Origin of the sequence: Streptomyces sp. NL15-2K, assembly GCF_030551255.1 — a bacterium.
GTDB lineage: Bacteria > Actinomycetota > Actinomycetes > Streptomycetales > Streptomycetaceae > Streptomyces.
In genome coordinates, this window is sequence record NZ_CP130630.1 from 4,468,878 (window position 1) to 4,484,474 (window position 15,597).

Here is a 15,597-nt window from a genome sequence, read left to right on the forward strand (position 1 = left end):
ACCGACCTTTGACCGACGAGGGGGCGGCCGCACATGACCTGGCTGATCACCGGAGGCGCCGGCTACATCGGGGCGCATGTCGTACGGGCGATGACCCGGACGGGTGAGCGGGCGGTGGTGTACGACGACCTGTCCACCGGCATCGCCGAGCGCGTCCCCGCCGGGGTCCCGCTGGTGGTGGGCTCGGTCCTGGACGGCGACCGCGTCGCCCGCGCCCTCGCGGACCACGGCGTCACCGGCGTCGTCCATCTGGCGGCGAAGAAGCAGGTCGGCGAATCGGTCGATCTGCCGCTGCACTACTACCGGCAGAACGTCGAGGGCCTGCGCGTCCTCCTGGAGGCCGTGACGGCGGCCGGTGTGCCGTCCTTCGTCTTCTCGTCCTCCGCGGCGGTGTACGGCATGCCGGACGCCGCACTCCATGGCGACCTGGTGACGGAGGAGACGCCCTGCGTGCCGATGTCGCCGTACGGCGAGACGAAGCTGGCCGGCGAGTGGCTGGTGCGGGCGACAGGCAAGGCCACAGGCCTGTCCACGGCATCGCTCCGCTACTTCAACGTGGCGGGCGCGGCGAGCCCGGACCTCGCGGACGTCGGCGTCTTCAACCTCATCCCCATGGTCTTCGAGAAGCTCACGGAGAACGCGCCCCCGCGCATCTTCGGCGACGACTACGAGACCCCGGACGGGACGTGCGTACGCGACTACATCCACGTCGTCGACCTGGCGGAGGCCCATGTAGCGGCGGCCCGCGCTCTCCAGGCCTCCCCCGGTCGCGACCTCACCCTCAACATCGGCCGCGGGGAAGGCGTCTCGGTCCGGGAGATGATCGACCACATCAACGCCCTCACCGGCTACGACCGTCCCCCCACGGTCACCCCACGCCGCCCCGGCGACCCAGCCCGCGTCGTCGCCTCCGCCGACCGCGCCGCCAAGGAACTGGGCTGGACGGCCGAACACGACGTGCAGGACATGATCACGTCGGCGTGGGAGGGCTGGGTACGGCTGCATCCGGAGGCGGCGCGGGACTGAGCCACGGCGCACGTGGTCAGGCGACTTCGGTGCGGAAGCCGTCCACGTCTGCGATGACCTTCAGGCTTTCCGGTTTCTGCTTCAGGATCGTGTGGAGCAGGTCGGCGTTGATGCGATCTGCGGGGGCGGGGAGGAACCCGACTCGCCCGCCGGGTTGAGTGATCTCGAGCCGCACGTCCCCTCCAATGGCCTGGATATAGGCGGCCAGATCGAAGATGAGCTGGGCAAGGGGGATCAACTCGTCCGAGGTGCTGATCTCCAGTTCGTCGATGTGGGAGAGGTCGATATGAGGGAGGCTGACGGCGCCGGATTCCAGGGTGATGACACGGGCGAGTTCGACGCCCATGCGGCGGGCGACGTCTTCGCGGGTGGCGCGGGCGCGCTCGCGGAGTTCGATGAGCCTTGCACCGCGTTCCTCTGCGGCCAGGCGCTCAGCTTCCCGCTTGACTTCTTCGCGGTCTGCGGGATCGTCAAAGAATTCGGCGAGAAGGTCGTCAGGGGTGTCATAGACGCCCGCTTCGTGGTTGTTCATCGTCGGCCCTCCTCCATCTCCTTCAAGTGTCGCTCATATCGGTCTTCGGCGATCGGGATCGTCTCGTCGTACCAGCCGGTCCAGTTTCCGGCCTTGTTACCGGCGGCGAGAACAACCGCCTGGCGCTGGGGGTCGAAAACGTACAGCATGCGGATGGATACCCGACCGCCTGAGCGCGGCCGGAGTTCCTTCATCGCGTACTGGGACCCGGTGATCCGATCGGCTGTCGGGCGCCCCAGCCCTGGCCCTCGTTCCTGCAGCCGAGTGAGTGCGGCGGAGATGTGTTTCAGCGTTTCCGGGTCGTCCCGCCTGAGCTGGTGCAGCCAGTCTCGAACCTCTGGGACGATGACCAGCCGATAGACAAATGGGTTCGGTGGCTCCAAGAAGTGTTCCCCCTGTTGGTGGTTCAAGCGTCTCGGAAACTCTGTGTGTGCCTGAGGGTTTCAGGCTTTTCGGGCGCGGCGTGGCCGTGTGCCGTCACGGTGGGGTCCGAACCTCGGGGTGAGGGAGTGGACCTCGGTGGCGTGCACGTGGTGGAAGCCGGTCCGCTCGGCGGCGCGGGTGCGCTGCCGACAGGTTTCGCGTGAGAGCCGTCTCCCGTCGCCCGGAAGGAGTTCTTCCGGGCGACGGGGGGCGGGTACTCCATGACCTGGTCCCTGCCCCGGGGAGGGGGTGGGTGTCTGGGTGTCATGCCCCGCCGGACGCTTTACCGCCCCGGCGGGGGTGGTGGCGGGGACCGTAGGCACTGCGGGCATACGGCGGGAAGTCTTCGACCGGCGGGCCGGTGTGGGGCGGGCTTTGCCCGGGGTGGCCTTCGGTCCGGCCGGCCGGGTGGGGCGGGCTTGCGCGTGGCAGGCACGGCGCATGCGGCGGGTGGTCTTCTTCGGTCGGCGTACCACGGTGACAGGGCCGTCGACAGTGGTGCGGACGGTGCGGGTACCGGTGGCGTGGTCGGTGGTGGTGTGGGCCTGGGCGAGCAGGCCGCGGGAGACGATGCGGCGTGCGGCGGCGTGGTCGCGGTTGAGGGACAGGCCGCAGCCGGTGCAGTGGGCCCATTTCCAGCCGCGCTCGCCGAGCCGGTCGGGGGCCGGATGGTGGCCGAGCGCTGCCAGGCACCGCGGGCACAGGGCGGAGGTGCCGCGCGCGGGAACCGTGACGACGGTGAGGTCTCTCTTGGCGGCCAGGTGCCGGATCGCTTCGGTGAGAGTGCCGCGGACCTGCCCGGACAGCCGGGCATTGCCCCGGCGCCTGCCGCGGGTTTCCAGGGTGGCCAGGTCTTCGAGGTAGATCACGGACGCGCCGAGCGCGGCTGCCTGGTCGACGGCCCAGCGGGCGGCCGACCACGCCAGCGCGTCATTGAGGTGGCGGATGCGGGCGCATACCCGCTCATGCTCGCGCTCCAGCACCGCCGCACGGTCAAGGAGCTCGCCCCAGGCGCGGTGCGGCGCGCCGAGCCCGGCCGCGAGCGCCCGGTAGTGGTCGCGTTTGACCGCCAGGTGTTCGCGGTGGGTGCGCAGCCGGTGCAGTTTGGCACTGATCGCGGTGGCGTCGTAGACCAGGGGACGGCCGTCGGTGAGTACCCGTGCCGTGGTGCCACGCCCCGTCAGGCGGCCCACCGCGCCGGTCAGCAGGGTGTTCACCCCCCAGTCGAAACCGACCGCCACGGTGTGTCCGGTGGCTTTGGAGGTGGCCACCGGCCTTGAGTGCGGCAGATCCACCGCGATACGCCCGCCGGGGGTGGGGCGCAGGGTCGGGGCGTGCAGGAGCGCGTCGGCCTCGACGGTGGCGGGCAGGCGCAGGTCGATGACGTGCCAGGCCCAGTCGCGGCGGGAGACGGGTGCGGCGCACAGCGGGAGTTTCACCCGCAGCCGCGCCCGCCCAGGGTCCACGCGCTCCAGGGTGGTCTGCTGGCGGTCCATCGCCGCCAGCAGCACCAAGGCGGCCACCGCCGGGGGTTCCTCCAACTCGCACAGGCCTGCGGGCAGGCGCCCGTCATGGGCGCGGGCGAAGTCGCGGATCTGCCGGGTCCGGTTACGGATCTCAGCCGCACTCGTCCCGGCGGGCAGCACCTTGCGCAGGGCCGTCCACTCCGCCTGGGTACGCCGGGAAGGATCGGCGGGCCACGTCGCCAGCAGCGCCCCGGCCACGGCCCGGCGATGCAGGGCCAGGCGCAGCGTGCGGGCGGCCTGCTCCTCACCGGCCCGCCGCACCCGGTCCGGCACATACACCGTCACGGTCCCGCCCGCCCCGGCACACTCAGCAGAAGCAGAAGCAGAAGCAGAAGCCGGGCCGGGAGTGTTCCATCCCAGGCGGCGCAGGGCCATCCAGCCCTTGGACGGCAGCACCTCGCCCCGCTCGTCCACCCCAGGGGCCAGCACCTCCAGCGACGTCTCGTCCCACCGGGCCGCGACCAGCCGGGCGGTGAGGTCCCGGCACAAGACGGCCAGGAAACCCACCCGTTCGTACAGCACCCGCTGCCCGACCCTGTGCCCGCCGTCTTCGACGACGGCCCGGAAGGCGGTACACGTCGCCGTCGCCGTCAACCTAGCCACGGCCGTCCCCAGCCCGCACAGCATCGGTTTCGGGAGCAGGCAGGCGACCTGGACCTGGGATGCCGGTACCGCAGGGAGGACCATCGATTCGCTCATCGGCCTCGGCCAGCAGCCGCCGCCGCGCCTCGCGCGAGCGCAGCCCGTACATCCGTCCGGCGAAGGTGGCCACCAGAGACATGAAATCGTCCAGCAGCTCTTCCATCCCCCCGGCCGCGCCCTTGGCATGCAGGACCTCGACCGCCACCCCGCGATGAGCCAGCACCTCGATCAGCCAAGCCGCACCGAACCGGGCCAGACGGTCACGATGAGTGACCCGTACATGGGTGAACTCCCCCGCCACGGCCCGCTTCAGTAACCGGTCAAGACCCGGACGCGACTCCCGCAGCCCCGAGGCCCGGTCCCGGAACACCGCGACCACCACACCCGAAGCCGAAGCCCGCAACTCCGCCTCCTGAGCAGCCAGCGACGACTCCTGCCCGCTGGTGCCCGAAACCCGCACATACAGCGCCTCACGCCGCTCAGCCGACGCCGTACTCCCCGTCAACGCGTCCAACGCCTCGGTGGAGAAACGCCGTTCCCGGCCCACCCACACCACCGCGACCTTGCCCTCGTTCGCCCATAGCCGCAGTGTCCCCGGGTGCACACCCACCCTGCGCGCGGCCACCGCCAAACGAAGAAGCTCCATGACCACGGACCCTACGGCCGCCTCACCACCGGACAGCGCAAACCAGCGTGAACCCCGCACAATCGCATGACAGACCACCGGATTACCTACAGATCCACACCGATCCTGCTATGCAGCATCAACCAGGATCCATAAGCGAAGCACGCAACAGTTGAAGACCCTCGATCTCCTGCTCGGCCTCGCGCAGGATTCCGTTGATCTCCGCCTTGGCGGCATGAAACGCCTCTTCGCCGGCGCTGCCGTCCTGGGAGATCCGCTCGGCCTCATGCAGATGGGCCGCCCGCCTCGGATCCCGCTCGATCGCCACGAATACGCCCCAGCGTTTCAGGAAGATCTGGAGCGGAGCCGTGCTCCCGGTGTGACTGGCCTGGTCGAATGCCCGCCCGGCTTCCAGGTCGAACTGCGGGAGATTCACCAGGCTCAGCCGCTTCACGGCCTCGCGCAACGCATCCCTGGTCAACGGGGGCATCGGGATGATCGGCCCGTCGTGATGCACCGGCTGTGCGCTCATCCCTCGTTCCCCTCTCTCCCGCCGGTCAGGCCCAGCAGGCCCGCACTCATCATCTGCCGGCGTAGCCGTGCCCGTGCACGACCGGACGGTCATCGGCCGACCCCGGACGGGCCGGGTGCCCCGAGCTCGAACCAGACACCCTTCCCGCCCTCGCCTCTGCGCCCAGTCCGCCACCCACCACGCTCGGCTCCCCAGCGGCCCTCGGTCAGCGCGTCGAGGATCCACAACCCTCGCCCGCTCTCGGGGTCGTACCCCTCCCTCATGGCGGGCTGGGTCACGTCCCCGTCGAAGACCGTCGCGCGGATGCCGACCGGGTTGGTGACGAGGAGGAGCCCGGCGCCGGTTCCGGCCGCATGGACGCACGAGTTGGTGACCAACTCCGAGACGCAGAGCGCCGCGTCGTCGACGATGGCGCCGAGTTGCTGCGCCTGCAGTACGGAGGTGACGAAGTCGCGGGCGATGCGGGGCGAAGTGGCGTGGGATGGGATGCGGAGGCTGTATTCGGGCATGGGGGGTCAGCTCCAAGTTGCCATGGATACAGGGGAATTGAGGCAGGCGGAAGCCGTACGCAACGGAGGGTGCCGTCTGCATCACTGACAGTAGGGCGTAAGGTGGTGACGGCACAACCTGATGCCGGAAACTGGCCGTTCGGCACGGCATACTCATCAGCAAGCGACCAGGAAGTGAGCACGGATGCCGCCGAGGAGCAATCCCACCCTCCGACAGGAGCGGCTGGGGACCGAACTGCGCAAGATGCGTGAGCGAGCGGGCATCACGGCCCGTGCCGCCGCCGCACTGCTCGGCTCAAACCCCGTACAGCAGAGTGCCGTTGAGGCGGGCCGCAGCGGGATCAGCGAGGACCGCATCCGGCGCCTCGCGGCACACTGTGCTTGTGACGACTCCGCATACGTCGACGCACTGGTCGCCATGGCAACCGAGCGGGTCAAGGGCTGGTGGGAAGAGTTCCGCGGAATCGTCGCACCCTCGGGGCTCGACCTCGCGGACCACGAACAGCACGCCACGCGGATCCAGACCTTTGAAATGGCGCACATCCCGGGCCTGTTGCAGACCGAGGACCACATGCGGGCCGCATTCGGCTACGCAACGCCGAACTGGCCACGCAAGGAGCAGGACGCGCACGTGGCGTTCCGGTCGCGACGCCAGCAGATCCTCTCGGAGGAGCACGCAACGCCGTACGAGGCCGTGATCCATGAAGCAGCCCTCCGTCTCCGCGTCGGCGGACGCAAGGCAGCCCGAAGCCAGTTGGAACACATCCTCGACCGCTCCGAACTGGACCACGTGAGCGTCCGCGTTGTCCCCTTCGACAGTGAGGACTTCGCCGGCGCCGGGTACTCCATGCTCTATCTGCACGGCCCCGTCCCGCCGCTCGACACTGTGCAGATCGACACGGGTCACGGCGGAACCTTCATCGACGCCGAGTCCCGGCTGAAGCAGTACCGGCAACGCTACGACCGCGTTTCAACCTCAGCCCTGCCCCAGACCGCTTCCCGGGACCTGATCACCCGCATCGTCCGTGAGCTGTGAAAGGCGCTTCCATGTCCCCGGACCTCACCTGGCAAAAGTCCTCCTTCTCCGGCGGCGGAGACGGCGACAACTGCGTCGAACTGGCCCTCCCCACCCCGTCCCCCACCTCCATACACCTCCGCGAAAGCGACACCCCCACCACCGTCCTCACCACCAACCGCACCGCCCTCCACGCCCTCTTGGCCGCCCTCAAGAACGGCAACGACCTCCCCGGATGAGCGCCCCCTCCCGAAGGAACCGCGCCCTCGGCGCCGTCATCGGCTCCGCCGTAGGCGACGCCCTGGGCGCGCCCTTCGAGTTCGGCCCCGAAGGCGCGTTCTCCGCCCGCTTCCCCAAGCCGGGCCACGGCGGTGAGATGTGCGGGGGCGGCGGTTGGGAGCCGGGCGAGGCGACCGACGACACGCAGATGGCCGTACTCGTCGGGGAGTCGCTGCTGGAGTGCGGCGGACTCGAACTCCCGGACATCTTCCGACGGTTCCAGCGGTGGGCGGCCGCCGAGCCCAAGGACATCGGCCTCCAGACCGAGGCCGTACTGAGCAGCGGTGACCCGTGGAACACGGCAGCGGTCCTGCACTTCCAGGTCAGTCAACGGGCGGCGGGGAACGGGGCCTTGATGCGGGCGTCCCCCTCCGCCGTCTTCTTCGCGAACCGCGGGCAGGACGCCACGATGGACGCCGCCCGCCGCCTCGCCGCCCTCACCCACGGCGACCGGGCCGCGTGGGAAGGCACGGCGGTCTTCCACGAGTTGATACGGCTCGCGCTGGACGGTGACGACCCGCTCGACGCAATCGCCGACACGCTCACCGCCGTACATCCAGAACACCGGGACCGGTACGCCGTAGTCCTCGCCCCCGACTGGCACCCGGACCTGGCAACGGAGTTCAACGGCGCGGTCTGGCCCTGCCTCGGCTCCGCCGTCTGGGCCCTGCGTACGACCTCCTCGTACGAGGACGCCGTACGCGCCGCCATCGACCTCGGCGGCGACACGGACACCGTGGCGGCCGTGACGGGCGGGCTCGCCGGCGCCGTGCACGGGATCACCGCGGTCCCCGAACGCTGGACCACGCCGCTGCATGTACCGCTGCCGGGGTTCGACGGGCGGATTCTGGACGCGGAGGAACTCTCCGCACTCGCCCGCAAGCTGCATGCCGACGAGGGCTAGGACGAGTCACTGACCGACCTGAGCTGCCAGGTGGCGGGAGACGAAGTCGCGCCAGAGGGTGATGACAACGGGCTTTGTCTCGGCGTGGGGACCGGTGTAGCCGACCAGTTGCTTGTCCTGTGACCCGAGTGCGTCGAAGAGGGCCAGCTGACCGTCCCTGGGGAAGATCTCGTCGTGCCATTGGACGTGGAACAGGGCTGGGGCAGTGATCCGGCGGGCGTCCCTCGCCATGCGTTCCGGCGCTTCCATGCCTCTGTGCAGGGCCGGTCCTTGCCGGAGGCCGAACTTGCCGAGGACGACACAGCGGAGTTGGTCGCCCAGGGCGGCAGCCAAGGGGATACCGAACCGAGTCCCCATGGACATGCCCAGGTAGGCGAGATGGTCAGTGTCCGCGATGCCCAACGCCCCGAGGGCATTCACAGCCGCCTGCCAGTCGTCCGCCATTCGGTCGAGGACGACGTCGATCCCCTGATCGGCCATGCGGGCCTGGTACTCCGCGACTGAGAGCGGGCTGGGGACTCGTTGGCCATGGTACGGCCCGTCGATCGCGAGTGCGGCAAGGCCGGCACGGGACGCGAACCAGCGAGCCAGACCACCGATTCGCTCACTTCTCTTGTGCCCGCTGCCCCCGTGCCCCAGCAGGACCAGAGGAGGAGGCGACGAGACAGGCGATGGCGGTAGCCAGAGCACCCCAGGAACGACACCGGCTTCTCGGACCAGACGAAACCCGCGCTCGACGGCACCGTCGTCCACGACACGGCGGTCGGTCCACTCGACCTCAGCAGGAGGACCAGCCCTTCGCGCAGCAGAGCGTTGTCCCCGGCGATCACGACTCTCATGGCGCCCTCTTGCCCGGTGGCTCACAACGCTTTGAGCGCCTCCGCGGTGGCCCGCGCCAAGGCGCCCAGATAGCCCTTGGGGAGCTTCGGACTGCGGATCACCACCGAGCGCCAGTACAGGGGGCCCGAGATCAGGTCCAGGGCCAGTTCCGCGTCGAAGCCCGTGCGGATCTCACCGCGCTGCTCCGCCGCCACCACGATCTTGCTGGCGACGCCGTCCTGCCCCTCCCGCAGAGCCTTCTGCATGGCCTCGGCGATGTCCGGGTTGCGGGCCGCCTCGGCCTGGAGGTCGGGGATGATCTGCGAGGCCACGGGGTGGCGCAGGGCGCGGGACGTCACCTCGTACAGCAGCCGGAGGTCGCCCTCGAGGGATCCGGTGTCCGGGGCGGGCAGGCCCTGCACCGCGAGCGCCGAGACGACGTCGAGAACGAGGTGCAGCTTGGACCGCCAGCGGCGGTACACCGCGGTCTTGCCGACGCCCGCGCGGCGCGCGATGCCCTCGATGGACATCCGCGCATAGCCGACGGCCGCGAGCTCCTCGAAGACGGCCGCTCGGATGGCCTCCGTCACATCCTCCCGGAGCACGGCGGCTCCGGCGGGGGCCCGGCGGCGCGGACGCGTCTGCGGCTCGTCGGCGTTGGTCGTCATGCGGACCAGCATAGGGCGTTGCGACGAAACGGTCCCGTCCCGACGCCGACCGTTACGACGAGCCGGTCTCATCGCCACGCACCCGTCACGACGAAACGGTTGCGTTCCGACGTCAATTCGGCCTACGCTCGCGTTGCGACGAAACGGTCCCGTCCCGACGTAAGAAGACGTGAAGAGAAGCGTAAGAAAACGCCGGGTGACGGACACACCAGCCGCACGAGCACCGCACCACCCCACCCCCCGAGCGAAAGCAGCGGATGTGAGCCAGGTCCTCCACACACCGCCCCCGACGACGGCGACCCCACCCGCCGACGACGACCTCACGGCCCTCGCCGCCCGCCACGGCCTCTCCGTCAGCGGCGCCCGCCCCTCCCTGCCCGAGTACGTCCGCCAGCTGTGGGCGCGGCGCCACTTCATCTCCGCGTTCTCGACGGCCAAGCTCACCGCCCAGTACAGCCAGGCGAAGCTGGGCCAGGTCTGGCAGGTGATGACCCCGCTACTGAACGCGGCGGTCTACTACTTCATCTTCGGTGTGCTGCTGAACACCAAGAAGGGCGTGCCGGACTACATCCCGTTCCTGGTGACGGGCGTGTTCATCTGGACGTTCACGCAGAGCTCGATCATGGCGGGCACCCGGGCGATCTCCGGCAACCTGGGCCTCGTACGGGCCCTGCACTTCCCGCGGGCGGCGCTGCCGATCTCGTTCGCGCTGCAGCAGCTCCAGCAGCTGCTGTTCTCGATGGCCGCGCTGGTCGTGATCCTGCTCTGCTTCGGCGTGCCGGTGGCCGCGTCCTGGTTGCTGGCGATCCCGGCACTGGTGCTGCAGTTCACCTTCAACGCGGGCATCGCGATGATCATGGCGCGGCTGGGCGCGAAGACGCCGGACATCGCACAGCTGATGCCGTTCGTCCTGCGCACGTGGATGTACGTCTCGGGCGTGATGTGGAGCATCGACCACCTGCTCAGCAAGCACAACGACCTGCCGTCCTGGGTCGCCCCCGCCCTCCAGGCCAACCCGGCCGCCGTCTACATCGACCTGATGCGCTTCGCGCTGATCGACAGCTTCCATCACAGCCAGCTGCCGCAGCACGTGTGGCTGACCGCGACGGGCTGGGCCCTGCTCGCCGGAGTCGGCGGCTTCATCTACTTCTGGAAGGCTGAGGAGACGTACGGCCGTGGCTGACAACACCGAGACCATCACCGAGAGCATCTACGACGGCGCCAAGACCCCCACCGTCATCGCCGACGGCGTCGACATCGTCTACCGGGTCAACGGCACCGGCGCCGGACGCGGCTCCGCGACCGCCGCCCTCAACCGCATGCTGCGCCGCAAGCAGGCCGAGAAGGCGGCCGGCGTGCGCAAGGTGCACGCGGTGAAGAACGTGTCGTTCGTCGCGTACAAGGGCGAGGCGATCGGCCTGATCGGCACCAACGGCTCCGGCAAGTCGACCCTGCTCAAGGCGGTGGCGGGCCTGCTCCCGGTGGAGAACGGACGCATCTTCACCGACGGCCAGCCCTCCCTCCTCGGCGTCAACGCGGCCCTGATGAACGACCTGACCGGCGAGCGCAACGTCCACCTCGGCGGCCTCGCCATGGGCATGTCCCGCGAGCAGGTCAGGGACCGTTACCAGGAGATCGTCGACTTCTCCGGCATCAACGAGAAGGGCGACTTCATCACCCTCCCGATGCGGACGTACTCCTCCGGCATGGCCGCCCGGCTGCGCTTCTCCATCGCCGCCGCCAAGGACCACGACGTCCTCCTCATCGACGAGGCGCTGGCGACGGGCGACCGCTCCTTCCAGAAGCGTTCCGAGGAGCGCATCCGCGAGCTGCGCAAGCACGCGGGCACGGTCTTCCTGGTCAGCCACAGCAACAAGTCGATCCGCGACACCTGCGACCGGGTGCTGTGGCTGGAGCGCGGCGAGCTGCGCATGGACGGGCCGACGGAGGAGGTGCTGGAGGCGTACGAGGCATTCACGGGCGGCCCGGACAAGGCCGCGCAGGCCAAGCCCGAGCCGAAGCCTCAGCCGAAGCCCAAGGCGGTGCCTCTTTCATCATGAGGGGGAGTCCCTCGTGAGGCGCACCCCGCCCACCCCTTTCCTCACATTGATGCCAATATGACCGAAGAGGGTGCACCGGGAGCGAAGCCGAAGCGAAGGAGTCCCTGCGATGCCCGAGCTCAGCGTCATAGTCCACGGGCCGAACACGCAGGGACACCTGGCCGGACTCCTCGACTCCCTGGCCGCCGTACCGCTGCCGGGCGTCGAGGTGATCGTGGCCGCGGTCGGCGCCTGGGCCCAGGACACGGCCCAGGCGCACGCGGCTCCCGAGACGCTGGTGCTGCCCCTGCCGGACGGGACGGACGACGCGGCGGCCCGGGCGGCGGGCGCCGCGCGGGCGTCCGGCCGCTGGCTGCACTTCGTCCACGCCAAGGACGGCCTGCCCCCGGGCGCCCCGCGCACGGTCGCCGAGCGTGCCGCGGAGCTGCCGGACGAGGTGGACGTCCTCCTCTTCGACCACGTCCACAGCGCCTGGGACACGCCCGCGCTGCCCAGCCGGGACGGCCGCCTCCTCGCCCGCGCGGGCCGCACCGACCGGACCCTCGACGACGCCGCGAGACTCCTCCGCCTGACCCCGCTGCTGGGCAACCGCGCGATCCGCACGGACTTCTGGCGGACGTACGAGGACCAGCTCACCGATCAACTCCCCCATCCGCTCACCCCGGGGGGACCCCCACGCCGCCTCACCACGGACGACGAGCCGTTCACCGCCTACACCACCCTCCTCCTCGCGGACCGCATCGCCTGCCTGAACCAAGTCGCGTACGAGGACCGCCGCCTGCGCCCCGAGAGCCTCCCGCCGCGCACCGCACACCAGTACTACGCGCTCATCGACCGCTACGAACGACTCCTCACCCGCACCGAGGACCGCCCCGCCCCCCACGCCGTCCTCTACGACGTCATGGTCCGCGACTGTCTGCGCACCTTCGCCCGCGCCGACCTGCCGGAACCGGTGGCGCGGGAGTTCTTCCGCCGGGCGTCGCAGGCGGCCGTACGCCACCGCCCCGAGAACCACCGGCCCCCCTCCGGCCCCGAGGGCATGCGCCGGGCCCTCCTGGAAGAAGGCGCCTACACCAGGTACCGCGCCTTCCAGACCGCCAACCGGGCGCGCCGCGCGGTGAGATCGACCCTCAGGGACCGCAGGCGCGAAGCCGCGGCCAAGCTCCGCGACCACCAGTACCGCAGGGCGCTGAGCCGACCCGTCAACCCCGACCTGGCGGTCTTCGCCGCCTACTGGAACCGCGGGGTCGCCTGCAACCCGGCCGCGATCGCCGCCAAGCTCGCCGAACTCGCCCCGCGGATCCACCCGGTGTGGGTGGTGGCTCGGGAGCACGCCCCTCTCCTCCCACCCGGCACGGACCACGTCACGCCCGGCACCCGCCGTTACTGGGAGACGTTGGCGAGCGCGAAGTACCTGGTCAACAACGTCAACTTCCCGAACGCCGTGGTCAAACGCCCGGACGCCGTCCACCTCCAGACCCACCACGGCACCCCCCTCAAGCGCATGGGCCTGGACCAGATGGACTTCCCGGCCGCCGCGAAGGGACTGGACTTCGACGCCCTCCTGGCCCGCGTCGACAAGTGGGACTACAGCGTCTCCGCGAACAGCCACACGACCCGCATGTGGGAGCGGGCGTACCCCTCCCGTTTCGTCTCCCTCGACCACGGCTATCCGCGCAACGACGTCTACTACACGGCCGGAGCCGAGGAGATCCGCGTGATCCGCGCCCGCCTCGGCATCCCCCCGGGTCACCGCGCGATCCTCTACGCCCCCACCCACCGCGACTACGAGGCCGGCTGGACCCCCCGCCTCGACCTCGCCGCCCTGGCCGACCGCCTTGGCGAGGAAACGGTCCTGCTGGTCCGCGGCCACTACTTCTACGGCGGCTCGGCATCCCCCCTGACGCGCCCGCGCCGCACGGGCAGGAGCAGCCGGATCGTCGACGTCTCCTCCTACGACCCCGTCGAGGAGCTCTGCCTGGCCGCCGACGCGCTCGTCACGGACTACTCCTCGATCATGTTCGACTACGCCAACCTCGACCGCCCGATCGTCATCCACGCCGACGACTGGGAGACGTACCGCACCACACGCGGCGTCTACTTCGACCTGATGGCCGAACCACCGGGCCAGGTCTCGCGCACCCAGGAGGAACTGACGGACATCCTCACCACGGACGCCTGGCACGACGAGGGCGCGGCCAAGAGCCGGGCCGCCTTCCGGCGCCGGTTCTGCGAGTACGACGACGGACGCGCCGCCGAACGGGTCGTACGCCGTGTCTTCCTCGGCGAGAGCGAGGAGTCGCTGCCGCCGGTGATCCCGGTCGAGGACCGCACGCCGGCGCCCACCCCCCAGGAGGCCTCGTGAACCCGGATGTCACCGTGACGGTCATCGTCCACAACGACGCCGAACGCCTCCCCCGCGCGGTCGCCTCGGTCCGCCGCCAGACCCACCCCCACATCGAGATCATCATCAGCGACGACCACTCGACGGACGAGACACCCGCGGTGGCAAGGGAGTTGGCGGCTCAGGACCCCCGTATCCAGCTCCTCCGCCTGCCCGAGAACAGCGGCGGTTGCAGCGCCCCGCGCAACCGGGCGCTGGAGATCGCCCGGGCGCCGTATCTGATGTTCCTGGACAGCGACGACGAACTCACGGACGAGTCGGTCGAGTCGCTGCTCGCCGCCCACCGCGAGCAGGAGATCGACTTCGCGATGGGCGCGGTGCAGCGGGTCAGGGCGGACACCGGCCGCCGCTCGACGTGGATGCGGCACCTGGTGACCGAGCGCCGCACCCTCGACGGCATCGGGACCGACCCCCGTCTCCTCTTCGAGCACCTGGCGACGAGCAAGATGTACGCCCGAGCCTTCCTGGACCGCCACGAGCTGCGCTTCCCCGAGGGCATCCACTACGAGGACCAGCTGTTCACGGCCCAGGCCTACTGCCTGGCGAAGTCGTTCACCGTCATCCCCGACCCGGTCTACCGGTGGTACATCGCCCCGCAGGCGGACCCGCAAGCGGCGTCGATCTCCAACCAACGCCACAAGCTCACCAACGTCCGCGACCGCGTCCACGTGCAGCGCCTGATCGACGACTTCCTGGCCGCGTCCGGGCACGAGTCGCTGCGCGAGGACAAGGACTACAAGTTCCTCAAGCACGACTTCCGCATGTACGCCGGTGACCTGCCGTACCGCGACGAGTCATGGCTGGCGTCCTTCGCGGACCTGGTCGACCCGTACCTGGCGACGCTGACGCCCTCCGCGTACGCCCGCCTCCCGCGCGCCGAACGCGTGGTCGTCCAGCTGGTCCGCGACCGCCGCCTGCCCGAGGCCCAGCTGGCGGCCCGCGGCCTGGGCCACTCGGTCGCACCGAGGCAGGTGACGGCGGACGGACAAGGCAGAAGCTACTGGGGCGACCACATCCCGCCCTCGGAGGACTCCCGCCGCGAACTGGACGTCACCGACCTGGACCTGGACACGCGCCCTTTCCCGAACGCCCTGTTCCGCCACGAGATCACGGAACTCAGGCACGGCCCCGGCGCCTCGCTCGACCTCACCATCCGCACCTACGACCCCGGCCTCCGCCTCCCCGTGGGCCCCGTACGCGCAAGCCTCCTCCTGTCGCCCGGCCGACGCCGCCTGAACGTCCCCTTCCGCCTCTCCCCCCTCCGCCCCGGCGTCTTCGAGGGCCAGGTCCACCTGGACCTGGCCACGGCCCACCTCCCCCTCCAGGGCTTCGCCGGCACACGCCACCCCCTGCTCCGCCTCACCCACCACGACCTGACCCACACGTCCCTCCTCCTGGCCCCCCTGACCTTCCCGCCCCGCACCACCCAGGTCGACTACCACGCCGGCGCAACCCCGCACCGCGTCACGGCAGAACCGGAGGGCCGCGGCCCGGGCCGCCTCCAGCTGCGATGGGAACCGGTGGGGGTGACGGCGAGGGTGATACGTCCGGTGGTACGACGGGTGGCGCGACCGAGGGTGAGGAGCGCGGCGCGGTGGGTGCGGAGCGCGCTGAGGTGACGCCGCATGTTTCC

Annotated in this window: 16 protein-coding genes and 1 pseudogene; 8 read left to right on the plus strand and 9 right to left on the minus strand. The window is 70.3% G+C overall.

The genetic code is table 11. The features are described 5' to 3' along the window. The first annotated feature begins 33 nt into the window (after nucleotides 1-33). Nucleotides 34-1,026, plus strand: coding sequence for a UDP-glucose 4-epimerase GalE (gene galE, locus Q4V64_RS19875; protein ID WP_124441804.1), 993 nt, complete (start codon nucleotides 34-36; stop codon nucleotides 1,024-1,026). Between the two features lie 16 nt (nucleotides 1,027-1,042). Here galE and Q4V64_RS19880 read toward each other — a convergent pair whose 3' ends face one another. The 6 genes from Q4V64_RS19880 to Q4V64_RS19905 all read right to left on the minus strand — a co-directional run bounded on the left by Q4V64_RS19880 (nucleotide 1,043) and on the right by Q4V64_RS19905 (nucleotide 5,815). Beyond that, complete coding sequence (locus tag Q4V64_RS19880; RefSeq protein WP_124441805.1) at nucleotides 1,043-1,558, minus strand: helix-turn-helix transcriptional regulator; 516 nt, start codon at nucleotides 1,556-1,558, stop codon at nucleotides 1,043-1,045. Then, nucleotides 1,555-1,941 (minus strand): type II toxin-antitoxin system RelE/ParE family toxin, encoded by a 387-nt coding sequence (locus tag Q4V64_RS19885; RefSeq protein WP_253267123.1) that lies wholly within the window; start codon nucleotides 1,939-1,941, stop codon nucleotides 1,555-1,557. Before Q4V64_RS19885 ends, Q4V64_RS19880 begins: the two co-directional genes overlap by 4 nt. 60 nt (nucleotides 1,942-2,001) lie before the next feature. Then, nucleotides 2,002-4,110 (minus strand): zinc ribbon domain-containing protein, encoded by a 2,109-nt coding sequence (locus tag Q4V64_RS19890; RefSeq protein WP_172629331.1) that lies wholly within the window; start codon nucleotides 4,108-4,110, stop codon nucleotides 2,002-2,004. Further along, a complete protein-coding gene (locus Q4V64_RS19895; RefSeq protein ID WP_124441807.1) occupies nucleotides 4,103-4,795 on the minus strand; it encodes an IS607 family transposase in 693 nt (230 codons plus the stop codon). The genes Q4V64_RS19890 and Q4V64_RS19895 overlap by 8 nt, the downstream gene beginning before the upstream one ends. 118 nt (nucleotides 4,796-4,913) lie before the next feature. Then, complete coding sequence (locus Q4V64_RS19900; protein ID WP_124441808.1) at nucleotides 4,914-5,306, minus strand: hypothetical protein; 393 nt, start codon at nucleotides 5,304-5,306, stop codon at nucleotides 4,914-4,916. An 89-nt stretch (nucleotides 5,307-5,395) separates the two neighbouring features. Continuing rightward, on the minus strand, nucleotides 5,396-5,815 hold the full coding sequence (locus Q4V64_RS19905; RefSeq protein ID WP_124441809.1) for an ATP-binding protein: 420 nt from the start codon (nucleotides 5,813-5,815) through the stop codon (nucleotides 5,396-5,398). A gap of 184 nt (nucleotides 5,816-5,999) precedes the next feature. Between Q4V64_RS19905 and Q4V64_RS19910 the strand changes: the two genes are divergently transcribed. From Q4V64_RS19910 to Q4V64_RS19920, 3 genes are read left to right on the plus strand one after another with little or no spacing between them, the layout of a single operon-like run. Continuing rightward, nucleotides 6,000-6,851 carry a helix-turn-helix transcriptional regulator gene (locus Q4V64_RS19910; RefSeq protein ID WP_124441810.1) on the plus strand — a complete coding sequence of 284 codons (852 nt, stop codon included), beginning with the start codon at nucleotides 6,000-6,002 and terminating at the stop codon, nucleotides 6,849-6,851. A gap of 11 nt (nucleotides 6,852-6,862) precedes the next feature. Then, nucleotides 6,863-7,069: a DUF397 domain-containing protein gene (locus Q4V64_RS19915; protein ID WP_124441811.1), complete on the plus strand. Its 207-nt coding sequence runs from the start codon at nucleotides 6,863-6,865 to the stop codon at nucleotides 7,067-7,069. Next, entirely contained in the window at nucleotides 7,066-8,013 is a 948-nt protein-coding gene (locus Q4V64_RS19920; RefSeq protein WP_124441812.1) for an ADP-ribosylglycohydrolase family protein, read from the plus strand. Before Q4V64_RS19915 ends, Q4V64_RS19920 begins: the two co-directional genes overlap by 4 nt. 6 nt (nucleotides 8,014-8,019) lie before the next feature. Here the strand turns inward: Q4V64_RS19920 and Q4V64_RS19925 are convergent, their stop codons facing one another. The 3 genes and pseudogenes from Q4V64_RS19925 to Q4V64_RS19930 all read right to left on the minus strand — a co-directional run bounded on the left by Q4V64_RS19925 (nucleotide 8,020) and on the right by Q4V64_RS19930 (nucleotide 9,500). Further along, nucleotides 8,020-8,766: a dienelactone hydrolase family protein gene (locus Q4V64_RS19925; protein ID WP_306308377.1), complete on the minus strand. Its 747-nt coding sequence runs from the start codon at nucleotides 8,764-8,766 to the stop codon at nucleotides 8,020-8,022. A gap of 14 nt (nucleotides 8,767-8,780) precedes the next feature. Then, nucleotides 8,781-8,852: pseudogene (locus tag Q4V64_RS55095) on the minus strand (DNA-binding response regulator); the annotation flags it as partial. Nucleotides 8,853-8,873: 21 nt separating this feature from the next. Then, nucleotides 8,874-9,500, minus strand: coding sequence for a TetR/AcrR family transcriptional regulator (locus Q4V64_RS19930; RefSeq protein ID WP_253267124.1), 627 nt, complete (start codon nucleotides 9,498-9,500; stop codon nucleotides 8,874-8,876). Between the two features lie 259 nt (nucleotides 9,501-9,759). Between Q4V64_RS19930 and Q4V64_RS19935 the strand changes: the two genes are divergently transcribed. The 4 genes from Q4V64_RS19935 to Q4V64_RS19950 all read left to right on the plus strand — a co-directional run bounded on the left by Q4V64_RS19935 (nucleotide 9,760) and on the right by Q4V64_RS19950 (nucleotide 15,583). Then, on the plus strand, nucleotides 9,760-10,683 hold the full coding sequence (locus tag Q4V64_RS19935) for an ABC transporter permease (protein ID WP_124441814.1): 924 nt from the start codon (nucleotides 9,760-9,762) through the stop codon (nucleotides 10,681-10,683). After that, nucleotides 10,676-11,560 carry an ABC transporter ATP-binding protein gene (locus Q4V64_RS19940; protein WP_172629333.1) on the plus strand — a complete coding sequence of 295 codons (885 nt, stop codon included), beginning with the start codon at nucleotides 10,676-10,678 and terminating at the stop codon, nucleotides 11,558-11,560. Before Q4V64_RS19935 ends, Q4V64_RS19940 begins: the two co-directional genes overlap by 8 nt. 109 nt (nucleotides 11,561-11,669) lie before the next feature. Then, nucleotides 11,670-13,925 (plus strand): CDP-glycerol glycerophosphotransferase family protein, encoded by a 2,256-nt coding sequence (locus Q4V64_RS19945; RefSeq protein ID WP_253267125.1) that lies wholly within the window; start codon nucleotides 11,670-11,672, stop codon nucleotides 13,923-13,925. Beyond that, nucleotides 13,922-15,583 carry a glycosyltransferase family 2 protein gene (locus Q4V64_RS19950; protein WP_253267126.1) on the plus strand — a complete coding sequence of 554 codons (1,662 nt, stop codon included), beginning with the start codon at nucleotides 13,922-13,924 and terminating at the stop codon, nucleotides 15,581-15,583. Before Q4V64_RS19945 ends, Q4V64_RS19950 begins: the two co-directional genes overlap by 4 nt. Nucleotides 15,584-15,597 lie beyond the last annotated feature (14 nt).

Bases quoted from the DNA above. Each gene is read 5' to 3' on its own strand.
- galE (WP_124441804.1), top strand. From the start codon at position 34: ATGACCTGGCTGATCACCGGAGGCGCCGGCTACATCGGGGCGCATGTC.
- Q4V64_RS19880 (WP_124441805.1), bottom strand. From the start codon at position 1,558: ATGAACAACCACGAAGCGGGCGTCTATGACACCCCTGACGACCTTCTC.
- Q4V64_RS19895 (WP_124441807.1), bottom strand. From the start codon at position 4,795: ATGGAGCTTCTTCGTTTGGCGGTGGCCGCGCGCAGGGTGGGTGTGCAC.
- Q4V64_RS19900 (WP_124441808.1), bottom strand. From the start codon at position 5,306: ATGAGCGCACAGCCGGTGCATCACGACGGGCCGATCATCCCGATGCCC.
- Q4V64_RS19905 (WP_124441809.1), bottom strand. From the start codon at position 5,815: ATGCCCGAATACAGCCTCCGCATCCCATCCCACGCCACTTCGCCCCGC.
- Q4V64_RS19910 (WP_124441810.1), top strand. From the start codon at position 6,000: ATGCCGCCGAGGAGCAATCCCACCCTCCGACAGGAGCGGCTGGGGACC.
- Q4V64_RS19915 (WP_124441811.1), top strand. From the start codon at position 6,863: ATGTCCCCGGACCTCACCTGGCAAAAGTCCTCCTTCTCCGGCGGCGGA.
- Q4V64_RS19920 (WP_124441812.1), top strand. From the start codon at position 7,066: ATGAGCGCCCCCTCCCGAAGGAACCGCGCCCTCGGCGCCGTCATCGGC.
- Q4V64_RS19930 (WP_253267124.1), bottom strand. From the start codon at position 9,500: ATGACGACCAACGCCGACGAGCCGCAGACGCGTCCGCGCCGCCGGGCC.
- Q4V64_RS19945 (WP_253267125.1), top strand. From the start codon at position 11,670: ATGCCCGAGCTCAGCGTCATAGTCCACGGGCCGAACACGCAGGGACAC.